At 26.7% G+C, this 24,920-nt stretch carries 25 protein-coding genes and 1 pseudogene; 13 read left to right on the forward strand and 13 right to left on the reverse strand.

What is annotated here, in order from left to right:
* Positions 1-31 precede the first annotated feature (31 nt).
* From IC214_RS07810 to IC214_RS07820, 3 genes are all read right to left on the reverse strand, one after another.
* Positions 32-1,777 carry a cell wall-binding repeat-containing protein gene (locus IC214_RS07810; RefSeq protein ID WP_227851042.1) on the reverse strand — a complete coding sequence of 582 codons (1,746 nt, stop codon included), beginning with the start codon at positions 1,775-1,777 and terminating at the stop codon, positions 32-34.
* A 249-nt stretch (positions 1,778-2,026) separates the two neighbouring features.
* Positions 2,027-2,710, reverse strand: coding sequence for a methyltransferase family protein (locus IC214_RS07815; RefSeq protein ID WP_227483128.1), 684 nt, complete (start codon positions 2,708-2,710; stop codon positions 2,027-2,029).
* A 251-nt stretch (positions 2,711-2,961) separates the two neighbouring features.
* Complete coding sequence (locus tag IC214_RS07820) at positions 2,962-3,852, reverse strand: MBL fold metallo-hydrolase (protein WP_227851044.1); 891 nt, start codon at positions 3,850-3,852, stop codon at positions 2,962-2,964.
* Between the two features lie 148 nt (positions 3,853-4,000).
* On the opposite strand from IC214_RS07820, the gene IC214_RS07825 reads away from it, so the two are divergent.
* From IC214_RS07825 to IC214_RS07840, 4 genes are all read left to right on the forward strand, one after another.
* Positions 4,001-4,861, forward strand: a complete 861-nt coding sequence (locus IC214_RS07825; RefSeq protein WP_227851045.1) for a YitT family protein — start codon at positions 4,001-4,003, stop codon at positions 4,859-4,861.
* Between the two features lie 510 nt (positions 4,862-5,371).
* Positions 5,372-5,938 carry a TerD family protein gene (locus IC214_RS07830; RefSeq protein WP_227435995.1) on the forward strand — a complete coding sequence of 189 codons (567 nt, stop codon included), beginning with the start codon at positions 5,372-5,374 and terminating at the stop codon, positions 5,936-5,938.
* Between the two features lie 41 nt (positions 5,939-5,979).
* The gene (locus tag IC214_RS07835) at positions 5,980-6,561 is read left to right on the forward strand and encodes a TerD family protein (RefSeq protein ID WP_227435993.1); all 582 of its coding nucleotides are present in this window, start codon (positions 5,980-5,982) and stop codon (positions 6,559-6,561) included.
* Positions 6,562-7,365: 804 nt separating this feature from the next.
* Complete coding sequence (locus IC214_RS07840; RefSeq protein WP_227435991.1) at positions 7,366-7,683, forward strand: hypothetical protein; 318 nt, start codon at positions 7,366-7,368, stop codon at positions 7,681-7,683.
* Positions 7,684-7,734: 51 nt separating this feature from the next.
* Here IC214_RS07840 and IC214_RS07845 read toward each other — a convergent pair whose 3' ends face one another.
* Together IC214_RS07845 and IC214_RS07850 are read right to left on the reverse strand one after the other, a co-directional pair.
* Positions 7,735-8,301, reverse strand: coding sequence for a hypothetical protein (locus IC214_RS07845; RefSeq protein ID WP_227435989.1), 567 nt, complete (start codon positions 8,299-8,301; stop codon positions 7,735-7,737).
* Positions 8,302-8,731: 430 nt separating this feature from the next.
* A pseudogene (locus tag IC214_RS07850) lies at positions 8,732-9,043 on the reverse strand (DUF1835 domain-containing protein); the annotation flags it as partial.
* Between the two features lie 1,201 nt (positions 9,044-10,244).
* Between IC214_RS07850 and IC214_RS21145 the strand changes: the two are divergent.
* Together IC214_RS21145 and IC214_RS07860 are read left to right on the forward strand one after the other, a co-directional pair.
* Positions 10,245-10,364, forward strand: a complete 120-nt coding sequence (locus IC214_RS21145; protein ID WP_227866448.1) for a helix-turn-helix domain-containing protein — start codon at positions 10,245-10,247, stop codon at positions 10,362-10,364.
* A complete protein-coding gene (locus IC214_RS07860) occupies positions 10,357-10,605 on the forward strand; it encodes a LysR substrate-binding domain-containing protein (RefSeq protein WP_227866519.1) in 249 nt (82 codons plus the stop codon). The genes IC214_RS21145 and IC214_RS07860 overlap by 8 nt, the downstream gene beginning before the upstream one ends.
* Positions 10,606-10,646: 41 nt before the next feature.
* On the opposite strand, the gene IC214_RS07865 is transcribed toward IC214_RS07860, so the two are convergent.
* A complete protein-coding gene (locus IC214_RS07865; RefSeq protein ID WP_227435985.1) occupies positions 10,647-11,552 on the reverse strand; it encodes a LysR family transcriptional regulator in 906 nt (301 codons plus the stop codon).
* Positions 11,553-11,679: 127 nt separating this feature from the next.
* Between IC214_RS07865 and IC214_RS07870 the strand changes: the two genes are divergently transcribed.
* Positions 11,680-13,311: an FAD-dependent oxidoreductase gene (locus IC214_RS07870; protein WP_227483131.1), complete on the forward strand. Its 1,632-nt coding sequence runs from the start codon at positions 11,680-11,682 to the stop codon at positions 13,309-13,311.
* A 2-nt stretch (positions 13,312-13,313) separates the two neighbouring features.
* The gene (locus IC214_RS07875; protein WP_227483132.1) at positions 13,314-14,261 is read left to right on the forward strand and encodes a 4Fe-4S dicluster domain-containing protein; all 948 of its coding nucleotides are present in this window, start codon (positions 13,314-13,316) and stop codon (positions 14,259-14,261) included.
* A gap of 283 nt (positions 14,262-14,544) precedes the next feature.
* Here IC214_RS07875 and IC214_RS07880 read toward each other — a convergent pair whose 3' ends face one another.
* From IC214_RS07880 to IC214_RS07895, 4 genes are all read right to left on the reverse strand, one after another.
* The gene (locus tag IC214_RS07880; protein ID WP_227435979.1) at positions 14,545-14,808 is read right to left on the reverse strand and encodes a DUF1883 domain-containing protein; all 264 of its coding nucleotides are present in this window, start codon (positions 14,806-14,808) and stop codon (positions 14,545-14,547) included.
* A 105-nt stretch (positions 14,809-14,913) separates the two neighbouring features.
* Positions 14,914-15,159, reverse strand: coding sequence for a hypothetical protein (locus tag IC214_RS07885; RefSeq protein WP_227435977.1), 246 nt, complete (start codon positions 15,157-15,159; stop codon positions 14,914-14,916).
* Between the two features lie 418 nt (positions 15,160-15,577).
* Positions 15,578-15,946, reverse strand: a complete 369-nt coding sequence (locus IC214_RS07890; RefSeq protein ID WP_227435975.1) for a C-GCAxxG-C-C family (seleno)protein — start codon at positions 15,944-15,946, stop codon at positions 15,578-15,580.
* A 441-nt stretch (positions 15,947-16,387) separates the two neighbouring features.
* A complete protein-coding gene (locus IC214_RS07895) occupies positions 16,388-16,558 on the reverse strand; it encodes a hypothetical protein (RefSeq protein WP_227435972.1) in 171 nt (56 codons plus the stop codon).
* A 441-nt stretch (positions 16,559-16,999) separates the two neighbouring features.
* Here IC214_RS07895 and IC214_RS07900 point away from each other — a divergent pair, with 441 nt between their 5' ends.
* From IC214_RS07900 to IC214_RS07920, 5 genes are all read left to right on the forward strand, one after another.
* On the forward strand, positions 17,000-17,956 hold the full coding sequence (locus IC214_RS07900) for an L-threonine 3-dehydrogenase (RefSeq protein WP_227823858.1): 957 nt from the start codon (positions 17,000-17,002) through the stop codon (positions 17,954-17,956).
* Between the two features lie 286 nt (positions 17,957-18,242).
* Positions 18,243-18,593, forward strand: coding sequence for a hypothetical protein (locus IC214_RS07905; protein ID WP_227435968.1), 351 nt, complete (start codon positions 18,243-18,245; stop codon positions 18,591-18,593).
* 40 nt (positions 18,594-18,633) lie between these two features.
* Positions 18,634-19,605, forward strand: coding sequence for a 3'-5' exonuclease (locus IC214_RS07910; RefSeq protein WP_227435965.1), 972 nt, complete (start codon positions 18,634-18,636; stop codon positions 19,603-19,605).
* A gap of 107 nt (positions 19,606-19,712) precedes the next feature.
* The gene (locus IC214_RS07915) at positions 19,713-20,372 is read left to right on the forward strand and encodes a DUF421 domain-containing protein (RefSeq protein WP_227435963.1); all 660 of its coding nucleotides are present in this window, start codon (positions 19,713-19,715) and stop codon (positions 20,370-20,372) included.
* A gap of 2 nt (positions 20,373-20,374) precedes the next feature.
* Entirely contained in the window at positions 20,375-20,755 is a 381-nt protein-coding gene (locus IC214_RS07920; RefSeq protein WP_227435961.1) for a DUF4363 family protein, read from the forward strand.
* A 55-nt stretch (positions 20,756-20,810) separates the two neighbouring features.
* Here IC214_RS07920 and IC214_RS07925 read toward each other — a convergent pair whose 3' ends face one another.
* The 3 genes from IC214_RS07925 to IC214_RS07935 form a co-directional block, all read right to left on the reverse strand.
* Positions 20,811-21,974, reverse strand: a complete 1,164-nt coding sequence (locus IC214_RS07925) for a MerR family transcriptional regulator (protein WP_227435959.1) — start codon at positions 21,972-21,974, stop codon at positions 20,811-20,813.
* 226 nt (positions 21,975-22,200) lie between these two features.
* Positions 22,201-23,253, reverse strand: coding sequence for a BtrH N-terminal domain-containing protein (locus tag IC214_RS07930; RefSeq protein ID WP_227834423.1), 1,053 nt, complete (start codon positions 23,251-23,253; stop codon positions 22,201-22,203).
* Positions 23,254-23,650: 397 nt separating this feature from the next.
* Positions 23,651-24,850 (reverse strand): argininosuccinate synthase, encoded by a 1,200-nt coding sequence (locus IC214_RS07935; RefSeq protein ID WP_227435954.1) that lies wholly within the window; start codon positions 24,848-24,850, stop codon positions 23,651-23,653.
* Positions 24,851-24,920 lie beyond the last annotated feature (70 nt).

The raw sequence follows: 24,920 nt of genomic DNA on the forward strand, positions 1-24,920 counted from the left end.
AAAATTATATAAGCTCTATTTTTATATGTTTTTATTCTCCAATTGATATATTATTTATGCCACTGTTTTTAACTTCGACAATTGGTTGTCCATTTCCTAAGATATAATCTTTAGACCAACCTTCTGGTAATTTATTCAGACCATTTCCAATCAACTTCAAGTGTAAATTTGATGGTTCTTTTTTCAAGTTTAATTTGAATATGCCATCAAAGGTATCTTTGCTGTCCTTTCCAAACAAACTTATATTGCCACTTATATTTGTAGCTGTTACATTTACAATTCCATTGTTTCCTCTAAACTTTATCTCAGATGATATAGTTTCGGCTGTTACACCTGAAATCCCACTATTAGTATTTATATTAAAAGGATATGTTACACTTTTATCGATAACTTTCGCAATTCCATCATTGACATCAACTCTAGCTCCCCCCTTAATATTATAAAGTTCTACTGAGCCTCGTTCAACATCTACTTTAAAATTAGAATACACTTTATCTGGAATTCCAATCTTTATTACATTTACTCTCTTATCTTTATTTGCATTTATCATATTATCGCCATTCATATCTTGCAAGGGACCATCTTTCTTCTCTATTGTTTTCTTAGCACTTACAACCAACTTTCCATTTTTTCCATTATTAGAAGCAGTCTCTTTATTCACAGAAAAAGTACAATTTTTTTCATTAGTTACACTTACATAATCAAACTCAAATTTATCAGTATTCGTCTTTTCAACAACTACACCTAAATTATCAGTTTCTATATATACTTCAGAAACTTCATTTCCTTCAATTGAAGTTAAGTGTTTTACAATATTTGGAGTTATATTCATATTATTATATTCCACCATATCTAAACATTGTTTATATATATTGGCATCAATTCCTCCAACTTTTGTTATACTTTTAGCTCCTTTTAAAATACTTTTATTACTTCCATCAGCAACTAAAACAATTGGCTTTTCTTTTGCTAGAGGAGATAGTGTTAATGCATCTACTAATTGATATCCTCTTGTTATGTAAAAGTCAGTTGATTCATTATAAAACTTTTCTATTACTTTTTTATTGGTTTCAAATCTATCATTTCCACCAACTCTAGTTGCATTAGTCTCCCTTACCAAATCCTCATTTATTGCAGATTTGCCACCTATAGCATAAATATTTAATCCTTCAATCTTAAATGGAATTGATTTACCATCTGTAAGTATTATAGCTCCTTTGTTTTTTGCAGCTACAGGTGCTATGCTCATAGCATCAGCCTCTCCTACAAACCCATTTGTCAACATGACATCTTTTACCTTACTAACTTCATTTATTTTTTTTGCTACATTGTAACTAGTTTCAATTCTATTATTTCCACTTATCCTTTCTACTTCAATACCTTTTCTTTTTATATCTTTTTCCACGGAACTTTCAATAGTATTATAACCACCAATTATGTACACTTTTTTTACAACGTTCAAATTCTTGTTATCTAGTCTATTTGAAGTGGCTTTTGGTATTTCATCCTTTTTAGTCAAAAGTATTGGCGCGTTAATAGCCCCAGCTAGTCCACTTGATGAAAGTCCATCAGATAAATTTTTATCTCCATTAACCAATATTACAGTGTCATAAGTCTGCCTATCTGCTATAAGCCCTGCTGTTTCATATCTATCAGTTCCTATTATAGAATCTTCTTTGATTTGTGCACTTGCAGTTAAACTATTAAAAAGAATTAGAGTCAAAGCCAAAGTTGATATACCTATTTTTTTACTGAATTTTTTGAACTTTTTATTCATAATTCCTAATATTTCCCCCTTATTATAATTAATTATTTTTTTAATTTTTATAAATTTACCTCTTTACTTACAAATTATAGCATAATTTTATAATTAAATATCTATTCACCTAAAATTATTTAATATAAAAAAGCTGTATTTCTATTTATTAATTACTTGACTATTAATTAATAAATAGAAATACAGCTTAAAATGTTCGACTTTTTACCAAAGTTATTTAATCCGATTAATAAACTAAAAATTTGCACTCTACCAAATATAAGGTATAATACGATATTTTGTTTTTTGACAATATTCTTTATACCCATCAAGTTCAGCACTAAGCAACTTTTCTTCATCTAATATACGAAACACAACTATTATGCATAAAGGAATTACAGCAATCATTCCCCACCATGAATTCAGTGCTAGAGGTGTAAAAAGTATAATTAATATAGCACCTAGATACATAGGGTGTCGCACAACTGAATATGGTCCATCAGTAATTACTTTTTGATTACTCATAACAACTATAACTTTTGATGTAAAAGAATTGTAGCGAAAAACAAAGAATACAATTATAAATCCAATTAAAATAAGTACATCTGATATTATTGTCAAAATAATTGGAATACTAGACCAAGCAAAGCGGTTGTCTAGAGCTGGTACTCCTAGCAATCCAAATAAGAAAAGAAATCCAGCGATACTTTGACCAAGTATTTGTTGTGGACGTGTTTCCTTTGATTTGATGCGACGTTCAAGTAATACTGGGTCATTAATCATCAAGTAAATTGTAATTATACAAGTTGGAATACAAAAGGCAGTCAGAAATATCCATCCTTGCCAAAAATCAATTGTACCAGTTAAACCAAAAATTAAGCATGCTAAAACTAATATAAAAGCAATAACAGATACACTTGCTAAAATGTATAAAGATTTTATTTTTTCTTGCATTTAAAACCTCCAGCACAGCTTTTTTCTATAAAAGCAATAAACTATATGTAAGATAAATTAAGATAAATATAGAAAACAATTATAAGTTAATAAAAAATTAAGTTCCTTAGACTTTTAAATATATTATAAAATTATTTGCTACCATTGTTTGTTATTGTGGCAATTTGGTAGCAAATTTTATTTCTATCCCATTTTTTAGAATATACTTATATTAAAATATTTTTATTGCATAGTTTGATATTTTTCAATATTTATACAGCTTTTATCATCATCTTGCCACCATCAAATACATACTCAACCATATTATGTTCATATAAATATGTTATATAAGAACGTATTGTACTACCAACTAGAACGTATTGATTAGCATCTAATTTAACATTGTACACATCACACATTTTTTCAATGACTTCATCAATCATAATTGGTTCACAGCAAACCTTTTTAATATTAGATATTATTTCTTCCATCTTATCTTTATTTACATCAATTAAATCTTGTATACTTGTAGTCTTGACAGAGTGACTTGGAACAAAAAAATCTGCATCAAGAGTTTTCATTTTTTCTAACGTTTTAAATTGTGAATCTATATCTAACAAAAAAAAGAAATGATATTTACTAATTATATTTTCTGGTGTAAGACTGTCTGCAACAAACAAAACATTATCTGGAGTTCTAACACCAATCATTTCAAAATAATGACCAGGAAGAGAAATCGCTTCAAGTTCTGTATCTAAAATTTTTCCATTTGAAGGTATAATATAATCAACTTCACTCTCTTTTGCTAATAAAAATTTATTTTTTAGTGCTTTACTTGGATACCCTCCATACAAAAATGCCGATTCTAATATTGGATTTTCTGTAAAGTATCCTTCTATTTTAGTTGTAGCAATCTTACATTTTGTTTGATTTTTCAAATATGCATTCCCTCCTATATGGTCTGCATTTGAATGAGTGTTTATTATTAATTTAGGATTTAAATTATGCTCCTCTAATAGTCTAAGAATTTGTCTAGCAGTATCTTTGTTATTTCCACTGTCAATTAAAATTGCATTATTTCCATCTACATATACACCTACTATTGTAGGAAGTGGAATATAATATGTATTTCCTTTTATCTTCTCTAAAGTCAGTTTAGCCATTTTATAACCTCCCTTTAAATTTATTTTTAATTATAGCATTAATTTTCAGAAAATTCCAATCAAATTATTTTTATAATATGTTTTTATTTTTTTTATTAAAAATTGGAAAAACTATATAATATATATTATAATCTATATATAAGGAGTGATGTTATTGAAAAAAGATAGAATAACTTTTTCAGAAATTTTAATATTAATTGTAGGCTGTATATTAATGGCAATTTCTCTTAACATGTTTTTTAATCCACATGCAATTGCTGCTGGTGGTATAACAGGTCTTGGAGTTGTTTTAAATTCATTATTTGGTGTACAACTTTGGATTGTCAATTTACTTTTAAATATACCTCTATTCATATTTGCTTACAGAATACTTTCAAAAAAAGATTGTTTTAAAACAGTCTTAGGAATAATTTTTCTTACTATAGCACTTAAAGTTACTGCAAATATGACTACACTAGATATTACAAATGATATGTATCTTGCAATTATATCTGGTTCTATTTTAATGGGAGTTGGTCAAGGCCTTATTTTTAGAATAAATGGCTCTACAGGTGGAACCGATTTGATGGCACTCCTATTGAATAAATATTTCCCTACACTTAGTATTCCTGTTTTGATGGGTATTGTTGACTGTGTTGTAGTAGTACTATCGGGAATAGTAAATAAGCAAGTTGAGATTGCACTTTATTCAACTGTGGCACTATACATTTTAGTAAAGGTCAGTGACTTACTTATTGAAGGATTTAATTATTCAAAATCATTTACTATTATATCTGACCTGTCAAAAGATATAAGTAAAAGAATAATGGAAGATTTAGATAGAGGCGCAACTATTCTAAAAGGTGAAGGTGCTTATACTGGAGAAAATAAAAATGTGCTTTTAGTTGTAGTTGAAAAAAAAGAAGTTGTCGAACTAAAAAAATTAGTGAAAAGTGTCGACCCTAATGCGTTTATAATAATTACAGATATACATGAAGCTTTAGGAAATGGATTTAAAAAAATAGAATAATCACAAAAACAAACAGCAAGCATAAATTTCAAATATAAAAAACTTATATTTTTATATTTGAAAATTGTGCTTGCTGTTTTTCATACAATAAACAGTCAAAAAATACACTACTTAGATTTATTTTAAGATTTATCTCATTATTCTAAGTTCACATTATTTATTAGTTTAATATCTATAATTACATTATAATTATCTCCCAACTTTGTATAAATTCCTATGCATATAATCTTATCTGCAAACTAGAAGTTTTTATAATTATTATTCTCCATTATATCATTTATTGATTTTTTTAACAATTAAAGCAAATATAAACTTAAACACCTATGTAATTACTAACTATAAAGTGTTTTAAAATTACACAAGACCTATATTTATAGATTATAAGATATTTATATAAAAATGATTTATAAATATAGCCAAATTGCTCTAAATATGTATATAATAAAAATAATATGATGATTATATTTAACACTGTCAATAAAACTAAAAATATTAAAAGGAGAACTTAAAATGAGTGTTAATTTACAAAAAGGACAAAGAGTAAGTTTAGTAAAAGATGCTAATCCTGTAAAAAATTTAATTGTAGGATTAGGATGGGATATGAACAAATTAGGTAAAAAAAACTATGATTTAGATGCATTTGCAATAGCATTAACTAGTGAAGATAAAATGAAATCATCAAAAGACTTAGTTTATTTTGGACACCTTAAACATCCTTCTAAATCTATCATACATACTGGTGATAACTTAACTGGAAGAGGTGAAGGAGACGATGAACAAATAAATGTCAATTTATGTGATATACCTGAATATGTACATAAAATAGTTTTTGGAGTTTCTATATACAGAGCTAAAAAAAGAAATCAAGATTTTGGCCAGATGAATAATTCTTTTATAAGGCTAGTTGATTCAAATTCTAGACAAGAATTATTTAAATATAACCTTCAAGAAGACTTTTCTGGTAAAGTAACAGTTTTGGCAGGCGAAATTTATCGTAGAAATAACGAATGGAAATTTAATGCCCTAGGAATTGGTCAAAATGAAGAGCTTCATGAATTAACTGATATATATCGTTAATACTAACTATAACAAAAAAATTATAAAAGGAGTTGTTTTAAATGGGTATAACTTTAGCAAAAGGACAAAAAGTAAGTTTAACAAAAACTAACCCAGGTCTTAAGAAAGTAATGGTAGGATTAGGATGGGATACTAATAAATATGATGGTGGTTTTGATTTTGATTTAGATGCTTCTGCATTTTTAACTGGAGCTGATGGTAAGGTAACAAATGATGGGGATTTCATATTCTACAATAATTTAAAACATGCTTCTGGAGCAGTTGAATACATGGGAGATAATAGAACAGGAGTTGGAGATGGTGATGATGAGCAAATAAGCGTTGACTTATCTAAAATACCACAAAACATTGCAAAGATATCATTCACTGTTACTATAAATGAAGCTGTTACAAGAAGACAAAACTTTGGACAAGTTGAAAATTCATATATAAGAATTTATAATGAAGAAACTAGTGAAGAGCTTATCAAATATGAGTTAGGTGAAGATTTTAGTATAGAAACAGCAATAGTGGTTGCAGAGTTATATAAACATAATGAAGAATGGAAATTCAATGCCTTAGGTTCTGGTTTTGAAGATGGGCTTGCAGGATTATGTGGAAATTTTGGTGTTAATATAGGTTAATAAGTAGTTTAAAATAAAAAGGTAGCTACTATTTTAAGTGCTACCTTTCAATCTACTCCTCTTATTCTTGCTGACTTTTTATTCATTCTTCTAATGCTTCCATTTTATCGCCCTTAAATTATTCTTTCTCCTATAGTTTTGAAAGATAATAATAAATATATATCTTATTTCCTGAATATTATATGCTTCTCAATATAATGCATTGTAGTTAGAAACTCACTGAACCATACTTTAATACAAGCCAACTATCCCTATTGTAATTGTTATAGTGGTCTATTGTATTGGTTTGTTTCCATATTGCCTACCTTTCATATATTGGAAAATATAAATAATCTACTGTGTGCATTGTTCGGCTAAGCCAAACAAATACAACTCAATTTTCTCTCATTCTAATACCACCATAAAATATCTTATGTTTTAGGATGATAATTTTCATTCATTTTATTACAATTTATACTATAGTTTTATGTGCTTTGTTAATATTTGTAATATTTTAGACACTCTTTATACTTATGTTACTGATATACTTTGATTAAGAAAAGTAAATATAATATGAGTTGGTGATTATTTATGAAAGATATTTTAAAGAATTCTTTTCGTACTATACTAGGGTTTTGTATTGGTGCGTTAATATGTATATCTTATGAATTTATTTCTAAAAAAGAAATAAGCTTTTATACAATTAGACTATTTATTTTTTTACTTGCTGGAGTGCTTATAGGTACTCTAATACGTATAATATTTTTATATTTAAGACAAAACAGAAAGCATTAATAGAGTATATTATAAAGGAGATAATGATATATGGATTTTTGGAACAATACACTTTTAAGTATAGGAGTAATATTCTCAATAGGAACTACAATAAGATACTTAATTAAAGGTAAAGCTAATTATTGCAAGAAAAAATATTTAGATAAGTTAGAATTGAAATATGGAAATATAGACAGAGAAAAAGCTATTAAACTAGAACTATTTTTTAACTATTTAATAAGTTTAGAATACATAATAATGGGTTTATTAATAAAAAAATTTGATACTGCAATAATATCAGTGATATTAGTATCTATTATAACACTAGTATCTTATTATTTAGTTAGGAAGAAATATATAACTCTATAAGAACCACTAAGATTAATTAAATTAAAAAAAGAACTCCTGTTATTGAGTTCTTTAATACGCCTTTATTGGTATCCTAAATTCTTTTGTTTCCATGTTATCAGCTGATAATACTACTTCTATATAAGCTTCTTTTTTAAGCATAATACAATTTTTAAAATTAAATTGTTCTATTCTAAAATTTATTCCTTTATGAATTGTAGTATTATCTTTTGGGTGCCATCTAAGTTCTTTATTTATCTGTTCAAAATTGTTATTTTCTCCAATATCTACTTCCATATTAATAAATTTCAAACTTAATATGGGGCTTTTTGCAACAATAGTACTTTTATTTTCTATTACAAAATCAACTAAGTTATTACTATGAATTTCAGCATAAATATTAGCTTTATCATCTAACTTATTTGAATCAAGTCTAATATATCCATTACCATTCTCATAATAATCACCTGCCATATTATTCTCATTATTTCTTCTATATTTTAATATCAATTTGGCTTGTTTATTAGATTCCATAAAAGCCATAATTGATATAATTAAGGCTGCTATTGCTGCAAATGATGCAATTACAGAAATTATATTTACATAATTACCAAGAAATTCATTAAACTGATTGAGCATATCTTTTTCTCCTTAAAAACATTACTTTATCTTATTATAGTTGTATAATATTTTTTACATTTACTTTTAATTTATTACACAAACTTCTTATATAAAAAAAGACCATCTATCAAGATGATTCTCTAGACTAAGTATCTATGTTTTTGTTTATACTCTGTAACAGCATCATTTCATGCCTCTTGCTCTCTTATTCCCTTTTCTCTAGCAATTCTCTGTGCTATCTTTCTAACTAATTCAGCATTTTTTAATATTCCTATACTAACCACTTCCTTATCTCTATTTTATATTATACCATACAATAAGGAATAAAGCTAATTTCTATTAAGTTTTGTTGCTCGTTTCATAAGTTCAAAAACTTAATCTCCCTAACATCTTCTTTTAATTTATTATATAAAAAAGACCATCTATCAAGGTGACCTTTTGACTTAATCTATTTTTTACCTTTACACCACTTCTTATTGGTATCATCTTTTATGTAAGTTCTAAATATTTCACAACAACCTAAACATAAATCAGAACATTTCTTTGAGACTTTAGAGAAAAATCTTGGATTATTTGCATACCATATTATTATATCTCTATGTTTTACTAATTTTCTATCTTCTAGTAAATTTAGGTTAAATAATAATTTAGGATTATTTTCTCTTAATTCCTGATTATTTACATCTGAAATATTACCTATTGATAAATTATCTTCAAATGATACAATTTTATTATGTGGTATTAACTTTAACTTCATTGCTTCTTTTAATAAATAACAGCATCCTCACACCCTGCCTAGTCAGTTCAATAAGCTAGAGTAATCTCTTAATTCTAGCCTAGTATATATTTAGTTTTGATAGTAAAATTCTTCATTTCCACAATATTATTATCTTACATAATCATCAATAAAAAATCTCAGGATAGTTTCTAAATTGTCTCATTTTCAAGCTTTTCATGAAAAAATGGGTAATTCAAATTCCTTTATTTTGAGATATAACATATTAATAATCTTACTATTGATAACTGAATTATTTAATAATCTTATTTTTTCTACTTCTATAGTTCATAGCATTTTAATTTCTTTACTTAAATTTTCATCCATAATCCATATCTCCTTTTCCTTTTGAATAATTTATTTCAATTTATTTACAGTTCTGCAAAATTGATTGCTATTATTAACAACTCATATTACTCTAGAGTTATACTAATTTATGAGGTAATTATTTATGGACTATTATCCTATGTTAAAGTATTTAATAACTTTTTTAATTGCGATTTTTGTTTTCATTCTGATAAATTCCATTTGTCAAAAGATAGAAAAAAGTTTCAAATTAAATGGATTTAAAAAGTTTCTTTTTTATTTATTTACATATTTCATTGCTTATTCAATTATTAGGTATTTAGATTATTTTTTTACAATTTATAGTTAATATTAGGAGAATAAATTTATGACTGTCTTTTCTTATTTGCAAGAATCAAACACATTTATCATTCTGTCTATAATTTTAGGAATACTTATGACAATCAATGATAATAAAAAACAACTATTAAAATTTAAAATACTGAATTATTGTTTTTTTATATGTATGAGTATCTCTTATATTTTTTCTTTTTTAGTCTTTTTTAAAGACTTTAGTTCAAACATATTAGAAATTATTGCTCATATTTTGTCTATAATACTATTAATCGCTTGTAATAGAGTTTCGACTAAAAATACTTTAAATACTAGTCTTTACACTTTACTAGCATTTTGGTTTAGTCCTCTATTTGCAATAATATTATTATTTTGGATACACAAACCTCACAAATATCTTAACAATTAAGTTTCTTATTTTTAGAAGGTAAAAAATATAATAAAATTTCTCTCAACACTTGTAATTACAATTCTTTTATATTATAATTCTTTAAATTAAATATTTAAAGTTATACTTTAAAATTATTTAACTATCTAGGAGGAAAACATGTATCTTAAATATCTGCAAACTTTTAAGACTATTGTTGAAGAAGGTAACTTTTCAAAAGCGGCAGACAAACTGAATTACACACAATCAACAATTAAAAATACCATTCATAATAGATGAGAAAAACTGCATTTTTAGACAGATATTTGAGACATATTTACGAGAAAAGGATATTACTTTAGACCATACAATTGAACTTTGGAGTATACCAACAATTAAAAATTTAGTAAAAAATGATATGGGTATATCTTATCTCCCCACATTTACAATAGAAAGTGAAATTAAATCAGGAGATTTATGTGAAATTAAAACAGATTTAAGTAGTAAAACTATCACAGCTGTCTGCACATCACAAAGATAAATGGATTAGCCCTCTTATGCAGTTATTTATTGATTTAGTTGCTACCTCCTAATCTTTTTTCTCATTTCTTTTTTCCCAAACTCTACTGAAATATCAAAAAATGATGCTATATTCTCAGTAAAAAACTTATTTTTATGATATGCAATATCAAATGTCCTGCATAAGTCAATGCCTTCAATATCACAAGACCATAAAAGATTTTTCTTTACGTAATCTTCAACAAGAAGTTCAGATATAACAGCAATACCAAAATTATCTGTAACTGCTCTTAGAATAGCTTCAGAGTTATAACATGACCATCTAATATTCATTGGTATTTTTAATTCTTTCAATTGATTTTCTAATTGCGCTCTTGTTCCACTTCCCAGTTCACGCATAATTAATGGCTGGTTTGAAAGTTCTGAAACTTTTACTGAATCTCGATTGTAAAATTTATGCTTATTGGAACATACAAGTACAAGGTGGTCCTTAATAATGCTTTTTATCACAATATCTGGATGATTAATCTTTCCTTCTACAATTGCAATATCTAATTCACTATTAAGTAATTTTTTTACAATTAGACTTGTATCTTCAACAAACACTTCAGGTTCCACTAAAGGGTTTCTTTTATATAACTCTAATATTATTGGGCTTATCACACAAGTACCAACAGTTACTGTTGCTCCAACTCTTATTCTAATATTTTTAGCACAATGTTTCATACAATCAATCATCTCTTCATTTATAGATAAAAGATGCTTTCCATATCCTAGAAGCTTTTTTCCTGCTTCAGTTAGGTATAGTTTTTTTGAAATTCTATCAAATAATTTAACTCCATACTCTCTTTCTATTTCCGAAATAGCTTGACTAACTGACGACTGTGTAATATACATATTTCTTGCAACTTCACTCATTTTGCCACATTCAGCAACCCTTACAAATATCTCAAGGCTACGAATAGTCATATTATCACGACCTTACCAAATATTAGTAAATACTTATGATTTTATTAACATTTTAGTATTTTACAAATACATTGTCAAGAACTATAATTTTAGCATAGAGTTATAAAAAGGATTGGAGTGTGATATTGTGAAAGTATTAATTATAGGTGGAGTTGCTGCTGGAACAAAAACTGCTGCAAAAATAAAACGTGAAATGGGTGACAATTGTTCTGTTACAATCCTCAATAAAGGCGAACATATTTCTTATGCAGGCTGTGGCTTACCATATTATGTTGGTAAGGTTATTGAAGATAAATCATCTTTAATTGTAAATACACCTGAGAGCTTTTCTAAACTAACAGGAGCAGAAGTTCGATGTGGAGTTGAAGTTACATCTATTGATAGAAAATCAAAACAAGTAGTTTTGAAAAGAATTTCAACAGGAGAAGAAGAAACTATTAGTTATGATAAACTTGTAATTGCCACAGGAGCAGACCCAATAAAACCACCAATACCTGGAATCGATTTATCTGGAGTATTCTTCATGCGTACTCCAAATGATGCAATAGCATTAAGAGATACTGTCGAAAATGGAGTCAAGAGAGCTGTTGTCATTGGTGGAGGCTTTATTGGTCTTGAAATTGCTGAAAATCTTTCTGCTATGGGTATACGTGTAAGTGTTATTGACATGGCCGAACATGTTATGCCTGGATTTGATACCGATTTCGCTGAATATGTTGAAAATCACCTAGCTGATAAAGGTATTATGATTTTCACAGGCGACCAAGTTATAGGAATTGAAGGTGAAAATAAAGTAGAAAAACTTCGTACCAAAAATAGAGTTATTAAAACAGATTTAGTGGTTATGTCAGTTGGAATTCATCCTAATACAGCCTTTTTAAATGATACAGATTTAGAATTTGCTCCAAACAAAACACTTATAGCTGATGAATTTATGCTTACAGCTGATGAAAATATATATGTAGTTGGAGATTGTGCTTGTGTAAAAAATGCTTTGACAAATAAACCTACATGGTCACCTATGGGTTCATCTGCAAATCATGAAGGTAGAATTTGTGCTCAAAATATAGCTGGAAAATCTAAAACTTATAAAGGAGTTCTTGGAACAACTGTAGTCAAATTGCCAGAACTTAATGTAGGAAAAACAGGTTTAAGTAAAGAGTCAGCTAAAAAAGAAGGTTATGATGTTTGTTCTGTTACTATAGCTACTGATGATAAGGCTCACTATTATCCTGATGCATCTAATTTTATAATAAGAATGGTTGCTGAAAAACATACTAGAAAGTTATTAGGTGTTCAAGTTATGGGCCCTGGTGCAACTGATAAGATAGTAGATATAGCTGCCACTGCAATAACTTTGGGAGCAGACCTTTATTCATTAGAAAGTATGGACCTTGCATATGCACCACCTTTCTCAACAGCTATTCATCCTTTTGTAGTGGCAGTAAACGTGTTACAAAATAAACTTGATGGAGAACTCGATAGTGTTTTACTTGATGAAATTGAAGATTTTGATAGCTGGACTAAACTTGATGTTTCAAAAGCCCCTTCTATTCCTAACCTACGTTATTTACCTGTTGGTGAAATTAATGGAGAAATTGAAGGTCTTTCTAAAGATGAAAAGATTCTTCTTCTATGTGCAAAAGGTAAAAACAGCTACATGGCTCAAAATCGTTTAAGACGATTTGGTTATACAAATACAAAAGTCCTTGAAGGTGGAATACTATTTTATCCAAATCTTAAAGCAATGGAGGATTAATTATGAATAAGATTACAACAGAACAAAAAAAGGAATTAAAAGGTAGAGGCTTTTTACCAAGTAGAGATGGAGAACATTTTGCTGCACGTATAATAACTGTAAATGGAGTAATCAATACCTCACAAACGAAAAAGATTGCTGAGGCTGCTGAAAAATTTGGAAATGGTCAAGTAGCATTTACTACTAGATTAACAGTAGAATTACCTGGTGTAAAATTTGAAGATATTGAAGCTTTAAGTGAATTCATTGCCAGTGAAAATTTAATCACAGGTGGAACAGGTTCAAGAGTTCGTCCTGTTGTAGCATGTAAGGGAACTGTTTGTGTTCATGGATTGATTGATACACAAGCACTAGCTGCTGAAATTCATCAAGAATTTTATAAAGGATGGTACGATGTAAAGTTACCTCATAAATTTAAAATCGGTGTTGGTGGATGCCCTAATAATTGTATTAAACCTGACTTAAATGACCTTGGAATTGTTGGTCAACGTGTACCTGATTATGACCCTGAAATATGTGTTGGATGCAAAAAATGTTCTGTTATGGAAGTCTGTCCTGTCAAAGCCGCTAAATTAACAAATAAAGGAAAGCTTGAAATAGATAATAATTTGTGCAATAACTGTGGTAAATGTATAGAAAGTTGTAATTTTGATAGTATTGAAGAAAAAGAATCTGGCTACAAAATATACATAGGAGGAAAATGGGGCAAATCTGTTCGCCCTGGAACACAAATTGATAAACTATTTTCAAAAGAAGAACTTATGACTTTAATTGAAAAAACTCTTCTTTTATTTAGAGAACAAGGTAAAACAGGTGAACGCTTTGGAATTACGATTGATCGAATTGGTGTTGATAAATTTATAGAAATGCTTTTATCAGATTCTGTATTGGAAAGAAAGCAAGCTATACTTGATGCTCCTTTACATCTTAAAGGTGGAGCTCAGTGTTAATAAGAGTATTTTTAATTTAAATTTTAAGAGTATATTTAGCGTATATAAATAATCTATATAAAAATAATATAGTAATCATATGCCAGATAGATATAGACACAAAGGATTTATAAAGATAAATTTTTAATGCATCTTTATAAATCCTTTCTTTATCAAAACTGTATACTTATTTTATTCTAATTATATATCAACACTCTTTTTAATATTTATTAAGATAATTTTATATATAAACCATGATACAATAAAAAGACCTAGATATTAATCCAAGCCTTTTAGTATTAAATTAATTTTGAATTGTATTAATTGAAAAGTTTACTATACCACTATTTCCATTTTCATTTACAACCAAATACCAAGTTCCTGTATTAGGAACTTTCATTCTACATAGAGTTTTCTTAGCAAATCCACCATAATAATCATAGTTTCTTTGATTTTTAAATTTAACATAATTTATATGATCTAATAATATCACATTAGCTTGTTTCTCCAAGTTTACTTCTACAATATCCCCTTTTTGCAGATGCATCTTACTATAACTATATTCCATTTAATTAACCCTCCACAATTGAATAACTTTTCTTATTTATTACATATTAGTCCTCTATATCTGAAAATTTATTTAAAATATCATAAATACTATATAATTACATGATTAACCAGCTCTAACCTTATCTACTACAACCCAAAGTCTATTTAAAATATTATTAGCAACAACTTTTCCATCCCATGTTACTTTTTCATCCTTATTTTCTAACAAAGCATAATACCCAGAGTCAGAACTTTCATCTTTATAGATTGTAACATAAAATTCTTCATCACTATATTCAGGTCTATCTTTAAAGTCTTCAGATATTTTACATTTTATTATATATCCTTCTAATTCTTCCTCTATAAACAAATTAATTCCTCCAATCTCTATATTTTTACTAATTATACCATATTATGTCATAATCTATGTATTTTATAGGAAATTTCTATTTTTTCTTTATTTTACAAGAGTATTATATAATTTTATACTTTTTTACTTTATATTATATTCATTAACTCTTTTATTTTCTTATATATTTCTTTATAATTAATATATTTTTTTATTAGTTTCTACAATCTTATAGACATAATTATATCTACTCTCTTTATGTTAAATAATTTATTTTTATTTAGCATAGTATATTTTTTCTTGTCAATTAATATTTTCTATATTAAATTATATTGGCTAAAATATAATCAAATTGATTTAAAAATTATATTAAAAGAAAATAATATTTATCTAATAAAAAATAGCACTCCCCTAAATGGGAAATGCTCATTTTTCAAGATTATTTTTGATCTTCTAGTATATCATTTAAGGCATCATATGTGAAATTTATTATTTCACCACAGCTTACTTTATTTTTTTTCAATGAAGCACATATTTCTGTACTGTATTTAGCCCTTACTTTATTCATTAATTCTCTTGAATACTTTCTTGCCATATTTTCATCTAAGTTATTATTTCGTCCATTTAAATATCCTATTATAACAACTGCTGCATTTACAGCTCCACAGACACTCCCTACAGTAATTCCAACTCCCATACCACTTCCTATTGAAATTGGTATATCTGTTTCATGTTCTTCATTATAAGATTTTATTAATGCTTCTGCACAAGTGTATCCTTGGCTATGATATATTGATGGTCTTGTCATTTTTATACTTCCTTTCAATTTTTATTTTAGTTTACGTGTTCTCATAGTGTATAAATAAAATATTATTAACCTTTTTATATAATATTTATTATGACTATAAACTTAGAATTGTATTTACTTCAAAAAATTCATAATTTTATTCATTTGATTGTCTAATACTTCAAATATTACAAAACAATGTTTAACAAAAAACTACAATAAGTTACAACTAAACTAAAAACAACATTTATACTCAGTTCAATACTTATGATACTTTTTTATTTGTAGAAACATCTTTGTTATATCTTAATATTATATCCTAAATTTACTTTGACTTCTGTGACTTAGTCACATACTCTATATTTATACCTCATTAAGATTTAATTTAATAAGAAATACGCTTATAAAAACATATAATTTTTATTCTCAGATTTTATGGGAAGGATATATCAAAGTTATTCTTTAAACTAAATACCTATACTTTTGTTTATATACACTAACAGCATCATTCCATGCTTCTTGTTCCTTTATGCCCTTTTCCTTAGCTATTTTTTGTGCTAATTTTCTTATTAATGTAGCACATTCCAGTATTCCAATATTAGATATTTTATCTCTATCAACTCTATATAACATATAAATTTATCTCCTTTAAACTTTTATACAAATTAATTTAATTTTTAATCTTACTTAATACTTATCTTTGTAGTAATTTTAAACTTTATATATGTGATATATGTGAAGTACATTAGAATAAATTTAGAATTTAAACAAAAGTAATCTTATAAATATTACTTTTTAAACTTAATCCACTGTCCACTTTGACTCTCTTTGTACTTTACCTATCTTTAAAAACAATTTCATAAATAATATATATAAACGTTACTATTACTATGTCTTACCTATATGCTATATACTTAATTTTGATATTTATTACATTAAACTCTGAAACATTTATTATAATTTATTAAATTAAGTAATGCATTAAGTAGTTTAATTCTTTGTATTTAAACAAAAGATTTGCTAAAATAAAAATAAGCAATAATACACAAATTAAACTCTAAGGAGGTTAGCAAATTGAAAAAAATACTTATAACAGGTGCATTAGGACAAATAGGCTCAGAATTAACACTCAAGCTAAGAAATGAATATGGAGAACAAAATGTAATTGCTAGCTCAAGAAGAACAAAAGAAGGAAATCCTGTATGTGAATCTGGTATATTTGAAATATTAGACGTCACAGATAAAAATCGATTCTTTGAAATCGCAAAAAAATATGATGTGGATACTATAATTCATCTAGCTTCTCTGCTTTCAGCAGTTGCAGAAAGTAAACCTTTAGAAGCTTGGAATTTAAATATGGATGGATTGATAAATGGTCTTGAAATAGCTAGAGAATTGAATTGTAAGTTTTTTACACCTAGTTCAATAGCTGCATTTGGTGAAAATTCTCCAAAAAACATGACTCCTCAAGATACACTACAAAGACCTAATACTATGTATGGTGTAACTAAAGTATCTGGTGAATTACTATGTGATTATTATCATTCAAAATTTGGAGTGGATACTAGAGGAGTTAGATTTCCTGGTCTTATTTCTTACGTTACTCCTCCTGGTGGTGGAACTACAGACTATGCAGTTGACATATATTATGAAGCATTAAAAAATAAAAAATATAAGTCTTACATAGCAGAAGGTACAAAAATGGATATGATGTACATGCCTGATGCTCTTCAATCTATAGTAGATTTAATAGAAGCTCCAGCTGAAAAACTTATTCATAGAAATGCTTTTAATATCACTGCTATGAGTTTTGCTCCTGAAGAAATAGCTGATTCTATAAAAAAATACATACCCGATTTTACAATAGAGTATGATGTAGACCCTGTAAGACAAAGTATAGCTGATTCTTGGCCTAATTCATTAGATAGTAGCAGTGCTGTAAATGAATGGAGTTTTAAAGCTAATTATGATTTAGATAAAATGACTAAGGATATGCTAGAAAAATTATCAGAAAAAGGAATTGGCAAATAACAAATTAAGAATTTAGTACCAAAAAATTCAGAGAATAAAACATCTTATATTTATGATTCTATTTTATAATCTTCACTTTTACATAGCTTTTATTCTCTGAAAGACTAACAGTTTTTATTTTTAACATACAACAAACTATTCTTTATAAGCATATTAGTAGTTTTCTAATATAGATTAATCATATAAAAATAAACAGAAAGGAAAAAGCTACTATTGCAAGTATAATAAAAAAACTTAATCAAATTTTACTATACTTTGCATATTATAATACAAGTAGTAGGTGTTAATGTTGCTAAATTTAAGAGAAATTAGAGAAGAAATAATTAAAGAATATATAGGCAATAATTTAATCTCTGAACTTACAGAAGAATTAAAGAACATTCTTATAACTGATTTAAAATCTAACCCATTTAAAAGTAATATTGAACTCAGTATAATACCCGCGAATATAGAAATATTTAAAAAGATAGAAACTAAATTGTTAGAAGCTAAGGTTAATCTAAAAATAGGTTGGGAAAGAATACTTATAAATTCTATCTTAAAAGATTCCTTTGATTTAAATTACGAAATAAATAAAAGTTGTAATGAGCCTTTGATGTTCAGAATCATTATATCAATTGATTCTTATGACGCTTAATCTCATTAAATAAATATCTATGAGGATGTGCTTTTAATTTATGAAATACAAGTTATTTATAGACTTTGAATTTAATATATTAGATGATAATAAATACAAGCTAGAATATAGTGGAGCTGAATTGATTTCAATAGGTTGTGTTTTGGTAGATAATGACTTTAATATAGTTGATGATTATTATTCTTTAGTTAAACCAAAATACAATGAAATACTTTCATTTAAGTGTAAAAAACTCACTAAATTAAACCAGTTAGAAATTAATAATGCTCCTAATCTTTTATATGTTATGGATGATTTTTTCAAATGGTTTAAAAAATTTAGCGATGTTACAATATATAATTGGGGTGATTTTGATATTGCTGGTCTTCTAAATTCCTTTAGAGTATATAAATATGCGGGTACCTGCTTAGAGTTATTCAATATGATGATTGATATTCAACCTTTTATATCTCAGCATATTACATATAAAAATAGAGTCTTATCTAAGCAACTATCTTTACTAAATATGAAAAAGATTTTTTCTGTAGAGGGAGAAATTAAACATAATTCACTTTCAGATGCTCTGGATTTAATGAATGTATGTAAATGCTTTTACCTTAACTATCCTAAAGATACTAATACACTTGAAGAATTATACAATAAACTGCCTCCTATTAAAAATCCTTTATATTATATTCCCTATTTTGAGGATGAAAATTTTGAACTTAAATTTGATAAGACTCCAGAAGATATAATAATGTATCTTAAACAAATATTCAATATATTAAATATAAGTAAAAAAGACATTTATTTTAAAAAAAGAAGTGTATTAGTAAATAATTCTAAAATTATCAACTTCAAAAACTTATCTTCTTCTTTTAAATTAATAAAGCTCAATGAATTTGAAGAATATCCTGATTTTGTATTGAAATTAGGTGATAAAAAGAATTTTGTTGAATCTGTAGTTAAGATAAATAAAAGTAATAGAAAATCCATAAAAAATTTAATATTGAGATTATCAAGAGTACCTTAAATGATTGAATTCAATTGTTTAAGGTATTTTTTATAATCTGAATTATTTTTTTTATATAGGATATACTAACTTAGTATAAATATTTTTTAAAGGAGTAATTGATAGATATGACAGTGGTATTAATAAGAAGTATTATATTATACATAACAGTGTTGATTGCACTTAGAGTCATGGGAAAAGGTGAAATCGCTGAAATGAACTGTTTTGACTTGGTCATAACACTTTTAATTGCAGAAGTTGCATCCGTCCCAATGGAAAATAATAATATACCAATTATAAATGGTGTTGCAGCAATAACTGGCCTTGTAATTATGCAGACTCTAATTTCATTTTTATCCTTAAAAAGCAGAAAATTAAGTTCATTTTTATCAGGTAAACCTTCTGTCTTAATTGACAAAGGAAAGATTGTATATAATGAACTTAAAAAAGAAAGAGTTAGTATAGATGAGTTGTTAGAACAATTGAGAATTCAAGGTTACTTCAACATAAAAGATGTACAATATGCTATTTTAGAGACTGATGGTAATTTAAGTGTGGTTCCAGCATCAAGTTATAATAGTACTCCTCCAAGAGCTTTTAACCATTTACCAATTCCACTTATTTTGGATGGTAAAATAATAAATAAAAATCTTGATATGGCTGAAAAAGATACTAACTGGTTAATGGGTATCTTAAAGTCTAACCACATAGAAACTTTTAAAGATGTTCTTATTTGTGTTTTAGATGAAAATGACAAAATATTTATTCAAAATAAGAAGGGTGATTAATATTGAAATCTACAACATTTGTTATACTATGGGCTGTTTTATTTATGCTATTTGGATTTTATGTTAATAATAAACTATATGATTTTACGGAAGATTACAAAAACAATATGTCTATATTAGAGAAATCTATAGAAAATGAAGAATGGGAAAAAGCTCAAAAAGAAGCTGATTCTATATCTACTAGATGGTCTAAAGAAAGAAATCATTGGTATAAAGTTTTAAATCATGAATACTTTGACGAAATAGGTCTAAAATTTAATATTCTTGATAAAGCAATTTATACTGAAAATAAATTAAAATCCTTAGAAGAAGTTGAAAGCATAAAAACATATTTAGGAAATATTGTTGAAAGTGTTAAGTTTGATATAAATTATATATTTTAACAGTCACAAATAAGGATATAGATAAAGTAATAATTCTATATCCTTATTTGTTTATTTACAATTTACTACTATCAGAATAAATTTTTAGAGCTTCTCCAATGAATTTGGATGCTCCTTTACCATATTTCTTATCAGTCACCTGTATATAGCTAGAATTTTGTAAATAAAGTTCTGACAAATAATCTAAATGATTCTCTCCTTCATCTATCTTGTAAAATTCATTCATTCGGTTAGTTTCATATACTATATCTCCAACAATATCTTGAATCTCTTCTGAAGAAGGATTTTTACTTAAGTCTGCCACAAGCTTTTCATATAATATGTTTATTTTGGGTTGTTTATTACCTAAATAACTCTTCAAAACTTCTCCAATAAATTTACACGCTCCATTACCATACTTTTTATCAACTTCTTTTATCCATATAGGATTTAGTAAATAATTTTGCACCATGCTATACCAATTATCATCTCCATACTCCATATTAAAAAGTTCATAATCTTTCTTAGATGTATCTGTTATCTCTTTAGCAATTTTTTGAAGTTCCTTTGATAAAGGATTTTTATTTAAATCTGCTACAAGTATTTTATATAGTTCACTTAATTTTGGATGATTATCTTCCAAACAGTCTTTTTTAAATTCATCAAATTGTTCTGCTAAAGTCAATATATCACTATTAAAATTTTTCTTTATAGCCTCAGAATATTTCTCAATACTTCCATATATTTTTATAGCCATTTTAGCAATTTCATCTTCTTTAGATTTAAACTTCTCAATATGTTCATTATATTTCTCTACACTACCATAAATTTTAATTACTTTATCTTCATGCTCTATTTTAAATTCCTCTAATACTTTAAAATATTCACTCATATCAAATTCTTTGAAGTTTACTACATTTTCTCCTTTTAACGTTTTGTCTATAATTTCTATTAGACTATCCAATCTTTTACGTTTTATAATAAGTAGCTTTCTTTGACTTTCTAGAGCATGCATTTTATCAAAGTATGGGCTTAACATTATATCTTTAACTTCTTTTAAAGGTATCTCAAGCTCTTTAAAAAATAAAATTTGTTGAAGCGTTTTAATAGCTTCATCATCATAAAACCTGTACCCTGCTTCTGTAATTTCACTTGGTTTTAATAAACCTATCTCGTCATAGTAATGTAATGTGCGCACACTTATTCCTGTCAAATCTGAAACTTGTTTTACTGTTCTCATTGCCTCACCTCAAAATTTTATTTTACAGCTACGAATATTAATAAATATTTATATACCTATCAGTATTTATTAATATTTTCAAACTATGTTTTCATATTACAATATAACGTGGTGTTAGAGTCAACACTTTATAAATATATAATTTGATTTTTTGAACTCATTTCATATTTAAATTTTGATTATCTAGTTAATATACTTTTTATTAAAAAGAAATCTTGTTCTATATTCATATACCTAACATTAAGTATCCAGATTTCATTTGTTTCAAAATTTCGGAAAATAGTAAAGGAAGTTTTTCAGTTTCATCAGCCTTATTCAATAAATAATCTATTATTATATTAGATATTTTTTCAATTATAATTGCGCTTTCTTCAAAAATCTCTGCTACTTCTACCCAACAGTCATTTTTGTATTCAGTTCCAATAGATTTAAGCATCTTGCTCATTTTATCAAAACCACCTTTAAATTCGACACTATCTGGTTCTTCAATTCCTTTGATTGCATTTGGAATAGTTGGTACTGTTCCAAAAAACATAACCATATTAGCTAAAATCCTATCATAGTCATCTTTTTCCAGTTCATGTTTCCATTGTGACAATTCTTTGATAAACTTTTCAAAACCTTTATATCCTAAAAACCCTGTAGGTGGATTTAAAAACATATCACGCTTTATAGCGAGTGCTTCTTGAGCAATCTGATATTTATTCTTTGAACTATTCATTCTAACTGTACAAATTGTATTCGCTTTGCTTAATCCAGGATAACTACAATTCATACATTCACATAGTTCATCATAAGAAATAGAGATTAAATCAGTTATCCCACAATCATATAAATATATTCTTTCTTCTATATCATCATACCCTACCATAAGCACATAATGAAAAGGAATATGCTCTTTATGATATAATTTTTCATAATATGGCAGATAATACATATCTAAGGCTCCTAAAACAACTGGATAACCAGAATCAATTTCTGATTTTGCTTTTTTTAAAGCTTGTTCATACTTTTTAAACTCATAGTGTTTATATTCAAAACCAACAATAGGTGCTAAAAATTCATACATTTTTTTGGTTCTTCCATCCCCCAAAGCAACCATTCTCTTTAATTCTTTTTTATTTGTTTTTAGATAACAAAACGAGCCAAAACCTGATAATAAAAAGAAAAAATCATTTGGCAGAGATTCACCCATTTTATTCATATATATATCTTCTATACCATTCCACATACATTCATAATCATGTAAATGGTGCTTTATTTCAATTATTTTCCTCATTTAATTTACCTCCATTTATAAATAATTTCATTATGGAATTAATAGTGTTTTCATAAATTATATCTTTATAATTTCAAATGATATGGTTATTGCCTTCTACGATTAGTAGCTTTTTCATGTATATTTTTAATTAAACCTAGTATAAACCCTCCTATAATGTGAGAGTCAATGGCAAAATTCAAAAATAAGTATTCATATTGTGTAACTTATAATAAAATTAGACTTTTAATGCTTGTAAATAAGTAGAAAATCTTGAGAAAAATAAGTTTTAAAATTTCTTGTATTGTAATCAAATAAATTATTACAAATAATATAATAATTTTATATAAAAAAGAGTATATAAAAAACTAAAAAACGTTTCTTATATACTCTAATAATTTTAATTTACTATATTCTATTATTTCCCAGCCTTCATAGCTCTAATTTTTAGTGGTAAAGTAAATAAATTAATAAATCCTTCTGCATCTTTATGGTCATAAAGTTCACTATCTCCAAAAGAAGATATTCCTTCATCATAAAGTGCATTTTCAGTAAATATTCCAGCAGGTTTTATATTACCTTTGTAAAGTTTAACTTTTACTGTCCCTGTAACATTATCTTGAGTTTGTTCCATAAATGCATCTATAGATTCTCTTAATTTACAGTACCATAATCCATTATAAATAAGCTCTCCATATTTGTAAGATATCATTTGCTTAAAGTGTAGTGTGTCTTTATCTAAAGTAGCACTTTCTAAAATATTGTGTGCTTCATAAAGAATTGTTCCTCCTGGAGTTTCATATATACCTCTTGATTTCATACCAACAAGTCTATTCTCAACTATATCTATAACTCCAATTCCATGCTTACAACCTAACTCATTTAATTTATGAATTAATGCCACTGGAGATAATTCTTCACCATTTATCTTTTTAGGCTCACCTTTTTCAAAATAAACCTCTACATATTCAGCTACATCACATGCATCCTCAGGGTCTACACATTGTTTATATACATCCTTTTTATGTTCATTTTGTAAATGTTCTATGTCTCCACCTTCTGTTGATACATGCCAAAGGTTAGCATCTACTGAATATATTTTAGCTTTAGTTGCTGTTACTTTTATGTTGTGTTTCTCAGCATAATCTATAGCATCTTCTCTTGATTTTATATCCCATATTCTCCAAGGAGCTATAACTTTTATAGTTGGGTCAAGGGCTGCAATTGTAGCTTCAAATCTAACTTGGTCATTACCTTTTCCTGTACATCCATGGCATATATATTTTGCTCCTTCTTTATGAGCAACTTCAACTAATTTTTTAGCTATTATAGGTCTTGCTAAAGAAGTTCCTAATAAGTATTTTCCTTCATATTTTGCTTCTGCTTTTACAGCTTTAAATATAGTTTCCGTCACAAACTCTTCACTTATATCATCTACATAGGCTTTTGATGCTCCACTTTGTAAAGCTTTTTCATAAACATCTTCCATTTTATCTTCTTGACCTACATTTCCACAAACAGCTATAACTTCTATATCTTCATAATTTTCCTTTAACCAAGGTATTATAATTGATGTATCAAGTCCTCCTGAATATGCTAATACTACTTTTTCCTTCATTGTTAATTCCTCCCAATTTTAAATTATAATTTTATATTTTTTATTTTTTAATAGAAACTCTTAATATTTA

Source organism: Clostridioides sp. ES-S-0190-01, assembly GCF_020658275.1.
Classification (GTDB): Bacteria; Bacillota; Clostridia; order Peptostreptococcales; family Peptostreptococcaceae; genus Clostridioides.